At 48.7% G+C, this 18,712-nt stretch carries 17 protein-coding genes and 1 pseudogene; 8 read left to right on the forward strand and 10 right to left on the reverse strand.

Features of this window, described 5'->3' with window-relative positions:
* Positions 1–37 precede the first annotated feature (37 nt).
* Positions 38–202 carry a hypothetical protein gene (locus tag EL633_RS36860; protein ID WP_161982694.1) on the forward strand — a complete coding sequence of 55 codons (165 nt, stop codon included), beginning with the start codon at positions 38–40 and terminating at the stop codon, positions 200–202.
* Here the strand turns inward: EL633_RS36860 and EL633_RS34570 are convergent.
* The 3 genes from EL633_RS34570 to EL633_RS34580 all read right to left on the reverse strand — a co-directional run bounded on the left by EL633_RS34570 (position 194) and on the right by EL633_RS34580 (position 2,884).
* Entirely contained in the window at positions 194–817 is a 624-nt protein-coding gene (locus tag EL633_RS34570; protein ID WP_126631756.1) for an RNA polymerase sigma factor, read from the reverse strand. The genes EL633_RS36860 and EL633_RS34570 overlap by 9 nt on opposite strands.
* Before the next feature lie 333 nt (positions 818–1,150).
* Positions 1,151–1,846 carry an alpha/beta fold hydrolase gene (locus EL633_RS34575; protein ID WP_161982695.1) on the reverse strand — a complete coding sequence of 232 codons (696 nt, stop codon included), beginning with the start codon at positions 1,844–1,846 and terminating at the stop codon, positions 1,151–1,153.
* 279 nt (positions 1,847–2,125) lie between these two features.
* Positions 2,126–2,884: a P-loop NTPase family protein gene (locus tag EL633_RS34580; protein ID WP_126631758.1), complete on the reverse strand. Its 759-nt coding sequence runs from the start codon at positions 2,882–2,884 to the stop codon at positions 2,126–2,128.
* 535 nt (positions 2,885–3,419) lie between these two features.
* Between EL633_RS34580 and EL633_RS34585 the strand changes: the two genes are divergently transcribed.
* Together EL633_RS34585 and EL633_RS34590 are read left to right on the forward strand one after the other, a co-directional pair.
* On the forward strand, positions 3,420–4,538 hold the full coding sequence (locus EL633_RS34585; RefSeq protein WP_126631981.1) for a ChaN family lipoprotein: 1,119 nt from the start codon (positions 3,420–3,422) through the stop codon (positions 4,536–4,538).
* 258 nt (positions 4,539–4,796) lie between these two features.
* A complete protein-coding gene (locus EL633_RS34590; protein WP_126631759.1) occupies positions 4,797–5,471 on the forward strand; it encodes a hypothetical protein in 675 nt (224 codons plus the stop codon).
* A gap of 54 nt (positions 5,472–5,525) precedes the next feature.
* On the opposite strand, the gene EL633_RS34595 is transcribed toward EL633_RS34590, so the two are convergent.
* The 5 genes from EL633_RS34595 to EL633_RS34615 all read right to left on the reverse strand — a co-directional run bounded on the left by EL633_RS34595 (position 5,526) and on the right by EL633_RS34615 (position 10,623).
* On the reverse strand, positions 5,526–5,738 hold the full coding sequence (locus tag EL633_RS34595) for a helix-hairpin-helix domain-containing protein (RefSeq protein ID WP_126631982.1): 213 nt from the start codon (positions 5,736–5,738) through the stop codon (positions 5,526–5,528).
* A gap of 226 nt (positions 5,739–5,964) precedes the next feature.
* Positions 5,965–7,527 carry a carboxypeptidase M32 gene (locus EL633_RS34600; RefSeq protein ID WP_126631760.1) on the reverse strand — a complete coding sequence of 521 codons (1,563 nt, stop codon included), beginning with the start codon at positions 7,525–7,527 and terminating at the stop codon, positions 5,965–5,967.
* Between the two features lie 281 nt (positions 7,528–7,808).
* Positions 7,809–8,714: a GNAT family N-acetyltransferase gene (locus EL633_RS34605; RefSeq protein WP_246039322.1), complete on the reverse strand. Its 906-nt coding sequence runs from the start codon at positions 8,712–8,714 to the stop codon at positions 7,809–7,811.
* A 422-nt stretch (positions 8,715–9,136) separates the two neighbouring features.
* On the reverse strand, positions 9,137–9,742 hold the full coding sequence (locus EL633_RS34610; RefSeq protein ID WP_126631761.1) for an HNH endonuclease signature motif containing protein: 606 nt from the start codon (positions 9,740–9,742) through the stop codon (positions 9,137–9,139).
* Positions 9,743–9,783: 41 nt separating this feature from the next.
* Positions 9,784–10,623 carry a YwqG family protein gene (locus EL633_RS34615; protein WP_161982696.1) on the reverse strand — a complete coding sequence of 280 codons (840 nt, stop codon included), beginning with the start codon at positions 10,621–10,623 and terminating at the stop codon, positions 9,784–9,786.
* Positions 10,624–10,871: 248 nt separating this feature from the next.
* Here EL633_RS34615 and EL633_RS34620 point away from each other — a divergent pair, with 248 nt between their 5' ends.
* Complete coding sequence (locus EL633_RS34620; protein ID WP_126631763.1) at positions 10,872–11,810, forward strand: LLM class F420-dependent oxidoreductase; 939 nt, start codon at positions 10,872–10,874, stop codon at positions 11,808–11,810.
* 91 nt (positions 11,811–11,901) lie between these two features.
* Here the strand turns inward: EL633_RS34620 and EL633_RS37740 are convergent.
* Positions 11,902–12,665: pseudogene (locus EL633_RS37740) on the reverse strand (SDR family NAD(P)-dependent oxidoreductase).
* Between the two features lie 343 nt (positions 12,666–13,008).
* Here EL633_RS37740 and EL633_RS34635 point away from each other — a divergent pair.
* The 3 genes from EL633_RS34635 to EL633_RS34645 all read left to right on the forward strand — a co-directional run bounded on the left by EL633_RS34635 (position 13,009) and on the right by EL633_RS34645 (position 16,714).
* Positions 13,009–14,268, forward strand: coding sequence for a hypothetical protein (locus EL633_RS34635; protein WP_126631766.1), 1,260 nt, complete (start codon positions 13,009–13,011; stop codon positions 14,266–14,268).
* A gap of 249 nt (positions 14,269–14,517) precedes the next feature.
* Entirely contained in the window at positions 14,518–15,012 is a 495-nt protein-coding gene (locus tag EL633_RS34640) for a hypothetical protein (protein WP_126631767.1), read from the forward strand.
* A 397-nt stretch (positions 15,013–15,409) separates the two neighbouring features.
* Positions 15,410–16,714 carry an MFS transporter gene (locus EL633_RS34645; RefSeq protein WP_126631768.1) on the forward strand — a complete coding sequence of 435 codons (1,305 nt, stop codon included), beginning with the start codon at positions 15,410–15,412 and terminating at the stop codon, positions 16,712–16,714.
* A gap of 180 nt (positions 16,715–16,894) precedes the next feature.
* Here the strand turns inward: EL633_RS34645 and EL633_RS34650 are convergent, their stop codons facing one another.
* Positions 16,895–17,860, reverse strand: coding sequence for a helix-turn-helix transcriptional regulator (locus EL633_RS34650; RefSeq protein ID WP_126631769.1), 966 nt, complete (start codon positions 17,858–17,860; stop codon positions 16,895–16,897).
* A 201-nt stretch (positions 17,861–18,061) separates the two neighbouring features.
* On the opposite strand from EL633_RS34650, the gene EL633_RS34655 reads away from it, so the two are divergent.
* Positions 18,062–18,679, forward strand: a complete 618-nt coding sequence (locus EL633_RS34655) for a GyrI-like domain-containing protein (RefSeq protein WP_126631770.1) — start codon at positions 18,062–18,064, stop codon at positions 18,677–18,679.
* Positions 18,680–18,712 lie beyond the last annotated feature (33 nt).

Here is an 18,712-nt window from a genome sequence, read left to right on the forward strand (position 1 = left end):
CGCTCTAATATAGATAAATAAAAATGTCTCTGAGCTGGTGACCACTATAGTACCTTTGTATGTCAGTGATGGTCGGGTTAATGGCGTGGTGATTTATGCGATGGATGAAACAGACCAGCAAGAGATGGCGATTCTAAACTATCGCCATAATCTGCAGGAAATCGAGCCCAAAGAACAGATGCCATGGATTGTGTCAGGATAATGCATAGTGGTAGTTCTCAGTAAGAATTGTACGCAGCGTTTTTTTTGCGCGCGAAAAGTATGTTTTGGCGGTTGCCTCAGGCATATGGAGAACGTTCCCGATCTCTGAGAAGCTAAGTTGTGACTGGTAGCGTAATGTCGTTACTGCTCGATATTTGATTGGAAGTGATTGAATCGCTTCACTCAGGATACGGCGCAATTCAAAATGTTCGGTCATCTCATCTGGTAGAGGACGGGGATCCGTGATCATCGCAAGGTTGTTCTCATCTTCTGTATCGGCATCTGATGTGACCGATGAGAAAGGCAATGCCTGCCGACGACGGCGTCGAAGTTCATCGATACAGCAATTGTGGGCCACCTGAAATAACCAGGGCTTAAATGGTCGTTCCGCATTAATATTTGGTAGCGCTGTATAGACGCGTAGAAATACCTCCTGCGATAGATCTTCAGCCATTCCACTATCTCCTAATAATCGATATAAATAGTTGAAGATCATACGATTATAGCGATGCAGCAATTCTTCAAACGCTAGCTGCTCACTATTACAACAAAGATAAATCAGCTGAGTATCAGAATAATTCTGGTAGGTATTTGTTTGCAGCATTGTAGCGCCCATAGAGTTGCCTCACTTTACCTTTAATCTAGGGGAGATATTATAGTATGTATCTAACAATAACATCCCCTTATAGGAAATTCCATAGACTTTATTGGAAAAATGAGTGGTTTTCAATTTTATAATCAAACTTTAATCAACGCTTGTAGAAGATAAGAATTTTCTTATCTTTTGGGGAAGCTTAGATAGTGTTTGTTTCCCACTTTTCATCGTGGAGCGTGCAGCCAACCACACTCGGGCCCTGAAGACCCCATGCTTCTTTTACATGTGGTGTCAAGAAGTGTTCTCCAAACACTTCTTGACACCACATGTAAAAACCTTGGGGCGCCAAAGGCGCTAATGCCCTGCCAAAAAATTTTTTACTGTAGCGTTGAATATTGCTGGTTGATCAAACATGCAGACATGGCCAGCTTTTGGAATGATGCGTAGTGAAGCATGTAGCATTTTTTGGTGCAGAAGTTCACCAAGGGAAGGAGGTACCAGCGTATCATCTTCACCCCAGATGAGCAGTGTAGGAACCTGTACTGTCTCGATCTCATCATCTAAATGTATTGATATGAGATCATGTACAGCGCGTAGCAGGGTTATAAATCCCATGCGGAGTGTGTCCGTTGAGACAACCATGAAAAACTGTGGCGTCATATAACGCATCGACTTGAGTAGCGGCATGATATAACCAAAAATGGAGTGTACGTGTGGTATGACTGCCGGAGCGACCAGTACCAGACGCTCGACCGCCTCTGGTCGATGTGCTGCGATCCATAAGCAGACAAAGCCACCCATCGAATGCCCGATAAAATGTGCGCGCTGCAACCCGATGGCATCCATCCACTGGACCATCCAGTTAGCCGCCTGCAATAAAGCAAAACGCTGCCGCACCCGGGCCATAGATCCGAATCCTGGCAGATCCACCAGATAGACACAATACTGGCGGGCCAGTGCCTCCACATTGCGTGACCACCAGCGGGTCGAGCCTGAGAGCCCATGGAGCATTACAACTGGCGGCCCAGAGCCCACGCGCTGATAGCGCACCCAAAGATTATTTACCTGAACGTATTGTATTTCTGAACGTAATACCATAGTAGTGAAAAGCGATTATGAACGCCGCTCACACGCGGCCAGTGAAGTTGCCACAGACTGGCAACAGTAAGCTAATCAGTGTCGCGAAATGATAGAGCCTGGCAGCCTACTTCATCCACACGATTGAACAGCCTATCACTTTTATAGCACAGATTTCACTAAATGCCCAGTACCAGCAGGTTGCTACCTGGCAACCTGCTGGTACTGGACTAGATCCATCTCTGACAGGAATTAGTCAGATTGCTTCTGATCCAACTGATCCAGGTGTGCCAGCAAACGCTGGCGATCCGTTTTGTTTTTGAGCACAAAGACTTTTCCAGCATAATATTCAAGGTACTGATACATAGTTGCTATCGTGTTGGTAAGCTCGCTCATTCTGAATTTGTCATGATACATCCGCAGAAAATCCAGGGCCGGTGGTTCTACGCCAGCGGGATAGGATTCGTGATAGTGTTGCGAAAATTCGGCGGTTGGTGGCTCTGAGATTGTTTGATAGGTGACCAGGTAGTGGGCGGCAAACTCCTCATCAAAACCTGTGGTAGGTACCCTGGTTTGCGCGCGATACAGGTCAAGATATTTACGCATAAACTCTGTAGGTGGACGATTGGTATGATCATAGAAGCGAGGCATGTCCTTTAGTAATGGAATCATCAATTTAGTGGCATAAGGATTCGTGCCACGTAGACTTTTATCCACATGGCGATAGAGCACGCGCCATAGCGCTAGTGCTAGCGGAATATCCAGCAGGACAATGCAATCGGCTTCATGCAGGAGTGGGTCGGTCCAGAAGAGATAGTTACCCTCAGTTACCCAACCTGGTTGTTTCAGGATCGTCAATGCCTCCCGCACATAGAGTGATAGCGGCCCCATACCATGTTTCCAGCCAATTTGATCTAAATCATAATGAGGAATGTTAAAGCGTTCCCCCAGTTGTGCTCCCAGTGTGGTCTTACCGCTGCCAGGGCCACCAATAAGATGAATTTTGAGCATAGTCTTTTGTTCTTTTCCTTCATTTCCATATGAAATTCTAGCTTAATGAAGTGTGTCCATTCTAGATAAAGTACAAGAGGGAGATATGCCAGAAATGCACACGAAAAAGGCGCCTGCTCACTGTTCTGCAACGGAAAGGCAACTTCCAGTGAAGGTCGGAAAAATGAGGAACGTAACGAAAAAGCCATGCCGAACCCGAAAGGAAAAGTTGCTAACGCGATGCCATAGAAACCGTTATGGATAAAACAAATTCCTGTCGCACTGCATAAAACAGCGACAGACCTGCTTTTCCGGTTCTACTGATCTGGCATACGTTAGCGCTGGTCGGGCATAGTGCTCTCCTTAATGAAGAAGTAGTATTTACAGAATAATGGTAAACGAAACTATCTGGAAAGTCAAGTGAGATAGTTCTGCAGTCGGGTTGGAGAAACGGTTCTGTGGGCGCATCACAAGCGGGGAGATTAGCTTTATTATTGTGGAGAGAGAAAGCGATGTGCGTCCTCTTATCGACCTGTATAAAGAAGGAGTGTAGGAGATGTTCAACGTAAATGATAAAGAGAAAGTTTCCCGGCGCAGATTCCTGACGTATAGTGCGGCGACAGTGGGGGTGGCGGCCCTGAGTATCTATGGTAGCAAGGTTGGCGTGCATGCGGTTCCAGGTTTGGTGGAAGTCCAGGTAGAGAACGCAGTTCAGGCCGTCACAGCCGCACTGGCAAGTTATAAGCTGGTTGCATTGGGCGAGGCCCACCAGCTACAACAGGAACATGATTTCATAATAGATGTACTAAAAAGCCTGGAGCCAGGCACAATCAACGATATTGTGGTAGAGTTCGGAAACGCAGGCTATCAAGATGTTATGGATCGTTTTATGACGGGCCAGCCGGTTGAGGATGCGGTATTACAGCAAGTATGGCGTAACACACTGATCACGGGAGCTAATCCTGTCTGGGATGCACCAGTGTATGAGCGCTTTTTCCGTACAGTGCGCACACTAAATGCATCCTTACCCCAAGCGCAAAAAATACGTGTCCTGCTGGGAGATCCAGCCATCGATTGGTCAAAGGTAGAGCGGAAAGATGATTGGGGGCGACTGGCCCTGCGGCGTGATGAGCATTATGCCGGAGTTGTGGAGCGCGAGGTATTACAGAAGGGGCATAAAGCATTATTGATTGCCGGCACCAACCATCTTTTACGTGGTATCCGTGGTGAAGGAGATCCAGCGCAAGCACCTGATACGGCACCAATCAATGTGACCACGCGTTTAGAGGCCGCCCATCCAGGTAGCGTATTTGTCATTGATGTCTTGATTCCCATTCCTGAAGATCAGAGTGCGCAAGGCAAAGCACTGTTATCCTGGCCGAAACCTGGCTTTGTGCGGTTAGCTGGTACATGGTTAGGGTCCGAAACAATAGTTGGCAACAGCAATGTCCAGGTTTTGACCCGGGCCAGCATGGCCGATGCCATCCTTTACTTTGGAAAGGTAGAAGAATTAACTGCTTCACGTGCTGATCCTGGGCTTTATAAGGGAGGAGCCTATGCAGCAGAACTGGAACGTAGAGGTAAATTATTGGTGCAATGGGGTATACAAGGTCCTGGCGATCCATTGCAACAGGCCCTGGAAAGTGCGCGTAAGGGACCTCGCTATCTCTCCTAAATGAGGTCCTATCAACAATGATAAACGTGATACAACCAGATGCAGCAAATGTCTCATTGTGTAATAAATGTGTTGTGTGGTAAAATGATGGAAATTCAAACTGTATCGTTCGTCTATTCCCAGATTTGAAACTCCGCCCGCCGCAGATCTACCTTATGGCATTACATCAATAGTGGAGTGGCCAGGAATAAAAATCGTGTGAGCATAATTGAATGACATGATGAGACCTGATGGATACAGGTGGTGAATGAGGAGAAGATGACCACAATACTTACTATTTATGTAAATATACTGCAAAAATTATTGGATGCTGGTAGCGTAGTGGAGATGCATACAATCATTGAGCAGGAAACGCCCGCTGAAAACGAAGTGGAAACCAAATCAACTATGATTGATCTGGAAGATACTTCTCTCCGTATTCAAAGCAAGATTGAAGTGGATGAGGAGCAGAAGGTGTTTGCCAACGGACAGGGTATTGATGATATAGATGATATCCTGTTTGAACTTTCCCTGAGGCAGCCCGGGACCGACCTGGCGCTTTTTTGCCAGTATGTGACCGAATTAGCTGATGCTGGTCATATTGTGCAGGTGAAGATTGACGAACAAGAGGTACGTGTGCTGGAGGTGGAGCTAGCGAACAACGAGAAATTGCGCGTGCTCTATATCTCGATTGAAGATGCGGAGCAGCCATTGGCTGTGGAGCGCAACCTGGATACCGATGTCGCAGATCAGTTTTATCATATGAGCGAAGAGTTGGATTATTCCACTCATTTTTATGTGCTCTATAATAAAGTCGAAGCAGATTTTCGACTTTATCCACCGGACTTTGATCAAGAGGCTGAAGATGCGGTGGAGCTATACGAGCGTATTTTTCTGCCACGCATGCAGGCATCCCGTGACTATGACGAAGTGCCGGGCCTGATCTATCATTGATGGTGTGCGGTGCTCCTACTATGGCCCGGTATCCCGGTGAGGTTACTCAATACCTCACCCCTTGTCCGCGAACGACAGACCACGTTCAGCGAGGGCATCGCGGAGCTGAACGAGTGCTTTAGGCCCCATACCATGCAGCTTTTTAAGGTCAGCCTCACTCACTTTTGTCAACTGCTCCAAGCGCACATAGCCAGCCCCTATAAGTGCTCGCTGAGCAGGTTGGCTTAGTTTGGGCAGATCACTTCCCTGTTGATCCTCTGGCTTCATGGACATGATTTTTTTCTCCTCTATGAATGAAGTATCATTTCTGAGCAATATACCATGAAAAAATCTACAAAACTTCTTCAATCTTGCTAAAATTTAGCCTCAAATATGACCACTGATGCATAACTGTGGACTTTAGCTCATCCATGATAGCTCTGTGAGCACAGGGATATTTATGTGCCTCGCCATACATCATCAAATTGTATAGCGAGGCCTCTTTTGCGATAATTTATTTTGTCGTGTTACTGGTTGGTGGTAGATTGTAGATGTGTTCGAATTTTTGGGTCAGGTAGTCGACGAAGTATTGAGGGTTGGGTGCTTCACCGCAGACACGTTGAATGAGCTCTTCGGGCTGGTAGATAGCTCCATATTGATGGATATTTTCGCGCAGCCAGTTGAGGATGAAGCCAGTATCGCCGCCAGCCAGTTGTGCCTGGAAATTCGGGAAGGTTTGCTGGAGCGTGTGCAGGATCTGAGCAGAATACAGATTGCCCAGGGTATAGGTTGGGAAATAGCCGAACTGTGAGGTCCAATGCACATCTTGCAGAACGCCTTCAGTCTCAGTTGGTGGGGTAATACCCAGGTACTGCTGATATTTGGCATTCCAGAGGCCGGGCAGACTCTCCACCGCAAGCTCGCCATTGACCAGTCCCTTCTCGAGCTCGAAACGGATCAATATATGTAGATTATAGGTGACCTCATCGGCCATCACGCGGATCAGGCTGGGTTTCACGGCATTGAGGGCGCGGACAAAGTTTGCTTGCTCGATCTCCTTAAAGTGATCTGGAAACGCCTGCTGGAGCAGTGCATAGTTAGCCTGCCAGAATGCAGGCGAGCGGCCGATAGCGTTTTCCCAGAGACGTGACTGCGATTCGTGGATGCCCAGTGAAGTTCCATTGGCCAGAGAGGTACGCGCTAGATTGGCCGAGATACCCTGGGCATAGAGGCCATGACCACCTTCATGTAGTCCAGCCATAATGCCCATCGGTAGATATTCTTCTTCATAACGATTGGTGACGCGCACATCAAAGGGAGCCCCAAACGAAGTGGTGAAAGGATGCTGTGAACTGGCCAGTTGTCCATGGGAGAAATCATAGCCGATCACACGCAATAGCTGCTCACTCAGAGCCTCCTGCCGATCCTTTGGAAAATGTCCATGCAGGCTGGCAGTATCAATGACCTGACCGCTCTGCTGGATACGTTGGAGCAGGGTGGTGCTCACCGAGCGCACCGGATCAAACATTGCCTCCACCTTCCGTGTGGTCAGGCCAGGCTCAAAATCGTCCAGGAGCGCATCATATGGGAACTCGGTATAGCCGATGCGATCAGCGACCTCACGCTTGAGGGTTACCGTTCGTTGGAGATAGGGAGCAAAGAGCGCGAAATCATTGTTGGCACGAGCTTTCAGCCAGGCATCTACACTTTCTGAGCGCAGGCGGGCCATCTCCTCTACCAGATTTTGTGGCAACTTTGTCGCATGATCATATGCGCGTCGGGTCTGGCGTAGCAGTGCCCGATCAGCATCTGAAAACTCTGTCCTGGACTGTTCTGCGGCCGATAGCAATTCACCCAATGTGCGAGCTGTCAGGCGTTCATGGATAAGACTTTGTAGGATCGTCACTTGGTGCATACGCGCCACGCCAGCCTCAGCTGGCATATAGGTTTGCTGGTCCCAACTCGCCAGAGCCGAAAGTGCCTCCAGATCCTCGATTGGATGCAAATAGTCCAGTAACGCCTGTAACTGGGGAGTCTGTTTTGTGAAGCTAATACTGTTCTTTGATGCTAGTGTCATACTGCTTTTACCTTCGTTAGTAGTATTTATGGATATGCTTGTTTACACTATTCTATGTGATAGATCAATGTAGTAGCAACACCATCATGAGCGGAGCCGGTAGGTAGATCATAGCTGCATTGGCAAAGTGCACTAAAGATCTTTCTCTGTTTTTACGTTGCAGAATGGCCTGGGTTTTAGGAAAGTGTCAAAACTGTAAAAGATACTATCTTTTGTTGACGTCTCCAGGACAGCAGAAGTTCCATTATAGATCCGCTGCTGTCCTGAATTGACTGGATGGCTTAGGGCTGGTTTAGCCATTTGCCGAGGTGGCGAATGGTATGGACCTGCTGAAAGCCGGCCTTTTCATAGGCTGCGCGGGCAGGTGTGCGATCCAAACTGGTTTCGACGATGGCACTATCGGCACCATGTGCCTTGAAACGGTGTAGCATCTCAAGGAGCAGGATGCTGCCCAGGCCGAACTGCTGGAAGCGTGGGTGAACCCCCAGTGGTTCCACCTCAGCAATTTTGCGTGCAGTATCAAGCCAGCCGACACAGAATCCGGCGAGGGATCCATCAGGGGCGCTGATCACGATATCCAACTCAGGCCGATACTGTGGCATACGCAGGGTACGCGCCCGCCACGAGGGCGTCATGGACGTACTTTCAAAGGCTGCCCGATGCAACTCGGCGTAAGCCGCAACTTCCTGTTCACCCCGTAAAGGGCGCAACTGAAAACCATCCGGCAGAGCAGGCACGGCTGGAAGATCGCTTAGCGAGTGTTGCAGCAAGACATAGTGATCCTCCTCATTCAGGATAAAGCCATGGTCCAATGCGAGCTGACGGCGTGGCAGATCATCATCACGAAACTCCACCCAATAGAGGAGAGGCCAGCCCCGCTCTGCATCGAGCTCAAGGAAGCGCTTATCGGCCCAGGCGAAAAGGTCCGTGGTCACGGCTGTAAATGTAGGGCCTGGCAAAACAAAAAGATCCAGGACTCCCCAATAATATTGCCAGGCCGCAAAGCCAACCACATTTTTGTCCTCATCGGTCCAGAATACCGCATTGGGAGCTTCATTGATCATCGGTGAACTGATCCGCCAGGGCAGATCGATAACATGGCGACACGAAAACGGCATACTACCTATAAGGTCCTGAATACGAGGCAAATCAGCCTCACCACGGAACGGATGACGAGTAATAGTCATGAGTAGAGATTCCTTCCATTGAATAGCAAACAACGATCAACAAGCACAAAAAAGCCGGGGCAAGCAGATATGCAGCCGCGCACAGCTTGCCTGATCAGTTTGCTAAAGGGAAGCAGAGAAATGCTGACAGCAAGGCCATGGCGTCTGTTTTTTCTGGTCGCCCATGGCCTGTTTGTGGTGGAGTAAGAGAGCTTCTTACTGCGAGGTATAGGATGAATATAACCTCAAAAAAGGCATACTCCGGCCCTGGGCGCCTGAGCGCGGACCGCAGAGTATGTTGCAATTGCCAGGTCTGGTGGTTTTGGATACCATTGACAGCCTCGCATCCTTTTTGAGATAAGACATCCAGAGCATGTAGATACTCGCTATTACCAGCGAAGTATAATTATAGGTTACCTGATAAACAAATTTGTTGTCAAGTACTATGATTCATCAGATGCATCATTGGGATTGGTATCAGGAGGGATCTGGCTGTAGTATTGGAGCCAATTGGTGGCGATTTCGCTTTGGGCCTCGCGTAGCGAAATTTTGCCCGAGCATACCTGATCGTGGAGGTAATTCTCAACTTGATTTTTCTGACGATAGCCAGGGAAAGGCTTTTCAGGTTCTGGCCAGAGATTGGAGATGTCGTTAGAGCCTCCTAACTGGAGACTGACGAGATGGTCTATTTCATATTGTCCGGGCAGGCGGGTCTTGATGCCATAAGAGGCGTAGACCTTTCTTTTAAGTGGTTGAGAAACGTTGCGAACAGAGCCAGCATAGCCAGGAGTGCAGATCTCCTGGGCCGTAGCCTGCGGAAAAATAGCGCCCGGCGTACACTCACTATCCTGGAGCGGTCCATCTATCCTGCAGCCAGAAGTTTTGGTTTGCTTACCCCAGTCCGGCTCGATATAAGATTGGCCTGACCGGTTACTGGTAACCACCGATGATTGTGACCAGCGTGTTGATAGTGGCAAAAGATTATAACTGTACAGGATCACGAGTAGCAGGAGAATTACGATCAAGATCAACAGAGATTTGACGTACATAATGCTCCTTTCCTGTAGTCCATAACAGCACACGTTAATGTTTAATCGGATTGCAGAATCAGCCAGGTGTCATCAAAATAACTGGCCTGTAGATCGGGCCAGCGGATCCAATAGTAAAGCATGCCGGTGCTACCCCAGCGCATATGGATGCGCTCATCGGTATCGACCTGTAACAATAAGCGCCAGTCTCGACTTCTGGTCGTCAGGAGTTCTATGCGTGGATCTGTAGCATCCCGTACACCAGCGTGCATCAACTGGCACTGTTCCTGCATATCATCCTGTAGCATATAAGGATGTCCCAGAACGTGATGGCTTGGTTCCGTACCCGTGTATAGTGAGCTCACCAGTTGATCGTAGCGATCCTGTTCATCATCGCTCCAATCGAAATGGGTGAGTAGCGATGTGGGCAACTGGGAGAGTGTGAAGTCGTTAGCGAATTTGATCCGACAGGCGGAGAAGCGATCTGAGCAGGGCAATGAGACAGGAGGTAACCTGGGCCGGAGGTGTGTGGCATCGTGGCGGAAAAGTACGGACCAGCTCCCCATATCATCGGGATTGGCGCCATATACCTGCTGGCGAGCCGCATAGAAAAACCAGAGCATCCCATGGACAGGTAACGCACGCGCACTATCATAGGATGATAGCTCCTCCAGCCGTAGCTGTGCTACAAAGGCCAGCGGCAACTGCTTCCATCGCGGCCACTCGATATCCATGGGAAGATCTGGTAGTCCGCCGATTTTAGAGTTACCCACAACCATAGCGGCCTCTGGCGTTGGCGCAGTCACAAGACTGATCGCAGGAGCCATCAAGGCTGGCAAATCCTTGAGCAGGCGCGATAAGCCAGCAGCTACCAGAGCTTCACGCAGCGCCTTTTTGTTCATTGTAACATTGTCCGTTCTTGTGCATGCTATTATGTTATCCCTACCAGCACACACGTCGTGGATAAATCGTTTGTTACAGATGATGGAAAAGGGCTGACTGACAGCTTTATGGTGTCTTTTCTCGTTCATCCATTGGGCTCCACAAGCAGTTCTGGTCGATAAGTGGACCGCAGAACGCACATCTGTTTCCCATAGGTGATGCGTATATCCAATAGTATAACTGTGCTAACAATGAAAGAAGGTTAGACATGAAGTTTAGCGCTGAAATTCCAAATGGCTGGAAAATGAATCTGGCAATGATTCCAGATCCTGTTGATGCTTATGAAGCAATGACCAATGTGGCCAAGGCTGCTGATGAGACTGGTTATGAGTCTCTCTGGATGGTTGACCACTTTCATACAGTTCCTGTCCCCTCGCAGGAAGTAACGTTTGAGACGTGGATGTCGCTGGCGGCTATTGCACGTGACACCAAACGGATCCGTATCGGCCAGATTGTGACCTGTAATGGTTATCGCAATCCTGCCTTGCTGGCGAAAATGGCCAGTACGATGGATGTGCTTTCGCATGGGCGCTTGAATTTTGGTATTGGTTCGGGCTGGTACGAACATGAGTATCGAGCTTATGGTTATCCTTATCCTGATGCCCCAGAGCGCCTGCGCATGTTGCGAGAAGCTTTGCAGGTCATCCATGCGATGTGGGAACAGGAAGAGGCCTATTTTGAAGGTAAGTATTACCAGATTCGTGGTGCGATAAACCAACCAAAGGGAGTACAGAAACCGCATATCCCGATTCTGATCGGTGGTGGTGGCGAGAAAGTCACGCTTAAACTGGTCGCGCAATATGGTGATGGTTGTAATGTGGGTGGTGATCTGCAGACCATTAAGCATAAGCTGGACGTTTTGAAGCAGCATTGTGATAACGTGGGACGTGATTATTCAACCATCAACTGTACCTCAGGTACTGTTTGCGCTATTGCTGATAGCGATGCTGAAGCTATGGCATCGTTGCCCGAGCGTGTCAGGGCACAGGTGGGCGAAACCTCACTCGTTGGTAGTCCTGAAACAATTCGACAGCGTGTTGCCGATCTAGAAGGTGCGGGCATTCATGAGCTGATCCTGGATTTCCCAGGTATTGCAGCCGACCTGACTCCACTTTACCGTTTCGCGCAAGAGTTTATCCAGCAGTAAGATAGGCAGAAGACATCATAAAATCCCCGACCATCTCATAAAATGGTCGGGGATTTTCTAATGCTGAAAAACTGTTACTTGTATAAAGCTTTTAAATCCATCCACCGGGTTGGGTGATCCAGCCGCCATCGACGACGATGGTATTCCCTTGAATGTGCAATGAATGATCATCAGCCAGGAAGAGGACAACGTTAGCAACATCGTCAGGGGTACCCAGACGTCCATCGGGCGTGGCTGCTTTGGTTGCTGTAACCAGTTGTGGGTTGGAGGTGAGTTGCTCTGTCATCGGTGTTTCAATCATGCCAGGAGCGACCGTGTTAAAATTGATGCCATAGCGCGCATATTCAACGACCCAGGCACGGGCCAACTGATCCTGAGCAGCTTTGGTGGCACCATATAATGATTGATCTTTAACACCACGCAGACCGGCGATGCTGGATATAATGACAACACGGCCATGCTGCTGTTTAATCATAGCTGGTAGAGCCGCCGCAGTCAGAAAATAGGTTCCCGGACGTTGCGCTGGAAAATGATATCAAACAGAGCAGGTGTGGCATCTGTGGTTGATTCAAAGATGGACCAACCAGCGGAATGGACCAAAATTTCGACCGGTCCAAGCGTCTCTTCAACCGCGGTGATTATTTGTGTGGGAGCCTGTTCATCTTCCTGCTCATGTGCGACAAACATCGCTTGCCCACCTGATCGCTGAATGGTCTCCACCACCTCCATCCCCCGCTCTCTGTTACGACCAGCCACGGCGACCCTCGCTCCACACTCACCGAAGCGGCGGGCAATACAGGCTCCGATACCAGATGTGGCTCCTGTAACTAAGGCCACACGTTGTTTTACACCCATGGCTTCTCTCCTGCTCTCTGAACTGCTAACGTTCCATCTACATATTCTACCGCCATTGTCATTCTGGCTTTAGCTATGGCACGCCTTTTTGAATATGAAGGTTACATTCAGAATAGGCTCTTCATTCTTTCTCTGGAAAGCTGGAGGAGGAGGGTTGCGAGGACTGCCGCTCCTGCCCTCTGCTTTTCCTGTAAAGGATCGAGACTGGATAAATTTCCCAGCGAAAATGTAGAGCTTATTGCGTCTATTATTATGGTAACCATCGCAACTTCCAGGTCTGTGTACGTTGTTTATTGTTGTATTTATCTGTATTCAACAAGGCACCAAAAGGAGAAGAATCGCGATGCAAGAAGATGTCGAAACATCTCGCTGGAACATTCAGTCGAGCCCTCTGCGCGCAGGTATGCGTATCCTGCTCATCACTGCTATGATTGTCTTTGTTGTTACTGTTATTATTGGACTCATTAATGGGCAGCGTGTATTTAAGCTCAGTCATGATGTACTACTGACCCACGTTCATGCGGGAACGCTGGGATGGATTACACTTAGTGTCTTTGCTGTGGGGCTCTGGTTCTTTGGCGAAGGACTAAGTTCGACGTTAAGAGATCGCTACTTACGCTGGCTCAGTATTATCTCCGCTATCGCTGTTCCCCTCTACGTTCTAGCCTTCCTGAGTGGAAACTATCTTGCGCGAGCCATCTTTGGTGTACCCGTGCTCCTGGTCATTCTGGGATTTTTCGTTTGGATCGCCGGTCGCGTCAACAAGGTTCGCCTTAGTCTGGCACGTTTAGCGGTCCTATGTGCGCTCTTCACACTGATCCTAGGAGCGCTGGTGGGGGTACTTTTACAATTCCAGTATGCCAGTGCTACCACGTTACTGCCTGCCGGAGCCTTTGGCGCACATCCCGCTTCGCTTGTCGCAGGCTACTTGATCCTGATCGGTATCGCGTTATGTGAACATGGCTTGATGCCCAGTACGGAACGTTTGCCTCGTCTAGGTTTAGCCATGATCCTCTGTTTCCTTATCTCAGGTCTGGCGCTAGGAATAGGACTGCTCTTTAATGCACAGCCTTTGCTCGGCCTTGCGCTATTGCTGGATATCGCTGGAGGCATACTCTTTCTCATCCGTATCATTCCTCGCGTCTTACGTTTGAGCTGGTTGGGGCGTGGCGGTAATCGTTTTCTAGCGATCAGCGCGATTTTCATCGTGGCAGAGGTGGTGCTGACAACGATCGTCACTATCCTGGAGATCACCACCAACGGACATGCACCTGACAACCTGATCATCGCGCTCGACCACACAACCTTTGTCGGTGTCATGACTAATGCCATCTTTGGCCTGATCATCGAGGCCACGGTCGAGCGACGCGATTTCTGGCCCTGGGCGGAAGACGTAGCCTTCTGGGGTATGAATCTCGGTGCCGCAGGCTTTATTATTAGTCTGATTACTGATGCACGTTTCCTTGAGCCCATCTTCACACCAATTATGGGACTGGCAATTTTACTGGCACTTATCACCTTCTCCATACGCATGTTACGGCCACCTGTCGCCGCTATCGAAGTACGTGCAGGCGGCGTAGGTCCAGTTGAGCCCGCCAACTGAGGTTTTTTGAAATACTTATGCAAAGGAAGGATCCTCTGGTGCATATGCCAGAGGATCCTTCTCTCATATGCTGGTCCTACAAAGAAGCCTTCTTCTTAAGTGTGGTTTCATATTGTGTTTTAGAAGTATACAGACCATTAGATGAGCAAGATTCGAGAAGTTTTTTATGTATAATGTTATATACTTGTGATAATTCCCGGATTGAGATACATCGGTCTGATTCATAAGGATGAAGAATTGGAGAACAGGATGAGTATGAAACTAATCTGGAAAAAGGGGCGTGGAAAACTAGGGATTCTCACTCCATTGATAGGAACTTGGCATACGCTTGCCGATACTCCTCAGGGGGCGGTCCTTTGTACACGCAGTTTTCAGAAAGTGTTGAATGGCTCATATATTGAGCTGACCGCTATCTGGCATCTGGGAGAGAATGGCTATGAGGAACGGGCCTTCTTTGGCTGTGATGCGGCGAGAACTATACGCTTCTGGTCGTTTACCTCTGACGGAAAACAATCTAGCGGGGAGCAGACTGATACCATTGATATTCATCCTGAAGCCCTTGGGTTTATCGCCCAGATGCCTGCCGGGATAGCCCGCCAGATCTACTGGCCAGATGAAACCCAGGGATTCCATTGGGCTGTGGAGTCGCAAACGAAAAAAGGCTGGAAGCGCTTTGTTGAGCATCATTATATTTCCGATACCCAACCAATTACATCCCCCGAAGACGCTCCACTACATTCCTGATGTTCTCACCAATATATCTCCTAGTATGCTGGTGAGAACATCAGGAATGCCTCATGAAACTCAAACATTTATTTATGTTCAAGGCTTTTTTTGCACGCTCACACTTAAATTCAGGTCGATGTTGTAGGTAATAGAATGACATTGACGTTAACGTTAATCTTGTTGTATACTATAAGTGAGCTAAAAGGGGATGGTAGATGCGTGGTGGTGGGTAGCTTGTATGGCATCCTCGGAAATCTGTCCGATACTCTGTTTTTATGGGCTCCTCTTTGTGTTCTGATGGATAGGTGGCTGTGACTTTTTTAGGGGAGGTTATACTGTTCTATTTGGAATAGAAATGGATGGTTCTTATAGCGATTATATATATTTAAAAAATTATAGATGGGAAAAAGGATTAATGCAAACGACGGAAAGAAATGGAATACACATTACTGGTCAATTGACCGAGCCGCAGGGTGGAAAGTTTTTGCAGGCGTTTCCTGCCTTGCAGCATAGAAACTTTCGGCTATTCTGGTTTGGGCAGCTTATTTCATTGATCGGCACCTGGATGCAGACCACCGGACAGTCCTGGCTGGTCTTACAGTTGACGCATAATTCGCTGGCATTGGGAACGGTTGGCGCACTACAATTTTTGCCGGTGCTGCTGTTCACCTTGTTTGGTGGCGTCCTCGCCGATAGGCTGCCCAAGCGCAGGGTACTGTTTGGAACACAAACATTCGCATGTGTATTAGCAACTACATTGTTTGTGCTCTATATAACGCATACCGTGCAGATCTGGCATGTGTATACCCTGGCCTTCCTGCTGGGCATCAATAACTCAATCGACATGCCGACACGTCAGGCTTTTGTGGTAGAGATGGTGGGGCGGAAAGCGCTGGGAAATGCGGTGGCTCTAAACTCATCAGTCTTTAACATGGCAAAAATCGTAGGTCCAGGCGTTGCGGGACTGATTATCGCACGCTTTGGTGAGGGTCCACTGTTTCTTGGGAACGCGATCAGCTTTATTCCTGTTCTGATCTGCCTGTTCCTGTTGGATCCTGCAAAGTTGTTTGCTGGTAAGCCCCAGAAGAATGCGGAACAGGTTGGTCCGCTCAAGAGTCTGCATGAAGGATTAAATTATGTCTGGCGGACACCAGCGATTTTCTTGATTATCGCTGTGGTTGGGATCGTATCGCTGTTTGGCATCAACTTCAATGTTGTTGAGCCACTGGTCAGTACCGACCTGTTGCACCAGGGGGCGCAAGGGTTTGGCTTGCTCTCATCTTCATTTGGTATTGGAGCCCTGATCGGAGCACTCTCGATTGCTACTGGACACAAAAATCCTAATTTCAAGAAGATGCTGACACGTGCCGCCTTCTTCTGTATTGGATTGGGGTTAGTCGGGTTTTCCCATAACTATCTGTTATCGCTGGCCCTCGCCATGGTGACCGGTTTCTGTATGATCACCTTTACCGCTGCCGCTAATACTGCCTTGCAGACCGTGGCGCCAGACCATCTGCGTGGTCGTGTCATGAGCGTTTACATGCTCGTCTTTAACGGCACCACCCCGATTGGGAATCTATTCACTGGTTGGCTGGCTGGTGTAATTGGTATCTCGCTGACTTTGATCGTCAATGCCGCAATCAGCCTGGTTGCCGTGATCATCGGCTGGTTTAAACGTGGGAAAGCCGAGAAAAATCTTTCGCAAGTTTTCTCCAAATAAAGCATTGATACCATTTGATGAGGGGCAGATACGTAGATAGTGTTGTTGAAATAGAAAGGCCAATCCTCAATCGAAGATTGGCCTTTCTATTTGTCTCTTTGCAGATATGCTTTATTTCATTTTTCTGTTCATAGTAAAGAGTAGAGACGATAAATAATGGAGACAGGACAGCCCCACATCTTATTCATAGAGGGCAACAATTTGCCGGGCTTGAGCACGAATGGCTTCACGAAGTTCCAGCGGCTCTAAGACTTCCAGGAGATTTCCAACGCCCATCGTAATTGTTTGCGCATGAAGAAGAGAGCTAAAGGTCATCGTAATGAGACGCCATCCCCAATCGTCGCTGAGCGGCTCTTCTGTCATCGAGGCTCGTACCGTTTCATCGGTTATCTCGAAGAGCCTCTGGACTCCTTCTGGCGCCAGGCGGAGACGGACGGCATAGGGAGTATAGCTAGCTTCCAGCGTGCGATGCCACTTTTCCCAATACTCTCGCACATCGAAGTCTAGCGGGCGCTGGCTGGTCTCCGCCAGCATGCGGGCCGCGTATACGCGCGAAACGCGGAACGTCCGAAGCTGGCCATCAACCGCGCCAATCAGATACCAGACCGTAGATTTTGCCACAAATCCGTATGGATCAATGACGCGCTGGCGTATTTGACCATCGTGGCGCCGGTATTCTATTTCCACCTTCTGACCAAGCCAGAGGGCCTCATTCAACAGAGGCAGAAACGGCACAGACTCTTTTGTCCAGAGCCAGCCGGTGGAATCCAGGTGGATTGAGCGTTTTACCGTATCTATGTCTCCATGCCAATGTGGCGAGAGTACGGCTTCAAGTTTGAGGAATGCTGCCTCCAAGGCTGATCCCAGGCCCAGATCGTGAAGCGGTCCAGGTGATTGAGATGGGGCCAGGGCGCGCACTTCAGACTTCGTGAAGCCCGTCAAGCGCGTCTGATACTGTTCGATCAGTGAGTAACCACCTCCTGTCCCTGTTTCCGCATAAACTGGAATTCCTGCCTGGCCGAGAGCTTGAAGATCACGGTAGATGGTGCGCTCCGAAACCTCCAGCCGTCCAGCCAGTTCCTGGGCCGTCATGCGCCCACGTGCTTGTAGCAGCAACAAAATCATCAGTAAACGATCCGCTCTCATCCCCAATGCTCCTCTGTTTATCCCAAATGTTCAGTTCAGTTTACCATGTTGCATCCTCCCTGACAAAAGGTGTCAGGGAGGATCAAGTATGCTATGAGTCAAGCACAAGGTATTGAACTATTACCAGATGCAGGATAGCGATACATGTATGTGTTAGTGATAGCTGTTCAAGCGAAAAGCGAACGCAGAAAGTAGGAGTTTATGAGTAGAAGCATTGAGCCAACCAGACTCGATCTCAAAGTAGATTTAAAACACTTATATTCTCCACCGGTGCAGAAGGTGGAAATCGTAGAGATTCCTGACATGAATTTTCTGATGCTGGATGGGAAAGGTGATCCCAACACGGCACAGGAATACAAAGATGCAGTCGAAGCATTGTATTCGCTGGCCTATACCACAAAATTTTTGCTCAAGAAAGAAATAGGTATTGACTATCCTGTGATGCCGCTTGAAGGCCTCTGGTGGGCTGATGGTGGGAGGGATGCTCCACGTGAAAACTGGCAGTGGACAATGATGATTATGCAGCCGGATTGTGTGACGAATGAATGGTTTAATGAAGCATGCAAACAAGCACAACGAAAAAAGAAGCTGCCTGCGTTAGAAAAGATTCGCCTGGAGCGTTTTCATGAAGGGAATGCTGCCCAGATCATGCATATTGGTCCATTTGCAGACGAAGGACCAACCATCGAGAAACTGCATCGTTTTATGGAGGAACATGGATGTATTTTTCAAGGTAAGCATCATGAGATCTATCTGAACGATATGCGGAGAGTTGCCCCAGACAAAATGCGTACGGTGATCCGCCATGCATTCATATAAGCTACAGCTGGAATGAATGTTTCGGGCTTAATG

It is taken from the genome of Dictyobacter alpinus, from assembly GCF_003967575.1.
GTDB classification, from domain to species: Bacteria; Chloroflexota; Ktedonobacteria; order Ktedonobacterales; family Ktedonobacteraceae; genus Dictyobacter; species Dictyobacter alpinus.

Coding starts and splice junctions, on each gene's coding strand:
- EL633_RS34570 (WP_126631756.1), bottom strand. CDS start 817: ATGGGCGCTACAATGCTGCAAACAAATACCTACCAGAATTATTCTGAT.
- EL633_RS34580 (WP_126631758.1), bottom strand. CDS start 2,884: ATGCTCAAAATTCATCTTATTGGTGGCCCTGGCAGCGGTAAGACCACA.
- EL633_RS34585 (WP_126631981.1), top strand. CDS start 3,420: ATGTTCAACGTAAATGATAAAGAGAAAGTTTCCCGGCGCAGATTCCTG.
- EL633_RS34590 (WP_126631759.1), top strand. CDS start 4,797: ATGACCACAATACTTACTATTTATGTAAATATACTGCAAAAATTATTG.
- EL633_RS34595 (WP_126631982.1), bottom strand. CDS start 5,738: ATGAAGCCAGAGGATCAACAGGGAAGTGATCTGCCCAAACTAAGCCAA.
- EL633_RS34600 (WP_126631760.1), bottom strand. CDS start 7,527: ATGACACTAGCATCAAAGAACAGTATTAGCTTCACAAAACAGACTCCC.
- EL633_RS34605 (WP_246039322.1), bottom strand. CDS start 8,714: ATGACTATTACTCGTCATCCGTTCCGTGGTGAGGCTGATTTGCCTCGT.
- EL633_RS34610 (WP_126631761.1), bottom strand. CDS start 9,742: ATGTACGTCAAATCTCTGTTGATCTTGATCGTAATTCTCCTGCTACTC.
- EL633_RS34615 (WP_161982696.1), bottom strand. CDS start 10,623: ATGAACAAAAAGGCGCTGCGTGAAGCTCTGGTAGCTGCTGGCTTATCG.
- EL633_RS34620 (WP_126631763.1), top strand. CDS start 10,872: ATGAAGTTTAGCGCTGAAATTCCAAATGGCTGGAAAATGAATCTGGCA.
- EL633_RS34635 (WP_126631766.1), top strand. CDS start 13,009: ATGCAAGAAGATGTCGAAACATCTCGCTGGAACATTCAGTCGAGCCCT.
- EL633_RS34640 (WP_126631767.1), top strand. CDS start 14,518: ATGAGTATGAAACTAATCTGGAAAAAGGGGCGTGGAAAACTAGGGATT.
- EL633_RS34645 (WP_126631768.1), top strand. CDS start 15,410: ATGCAAACGACGGAAAGAAATGGAATACACATTACTGGTCAATTGACC.
- EL633_RS34650 (WP_126631769.1), bottom strand. CDS start 17,860: ATGAGAGCGGATCGTTTACTGATGATTTTGTTGCTGCTACAAGCACGT.
- EL633_RS34655 (WP_126631770.1), top strand. CDS start 18,062: ATGAGTAGAAGCATTGAGCCAACCAGACTCGATCTCAAAGTAGATTTA.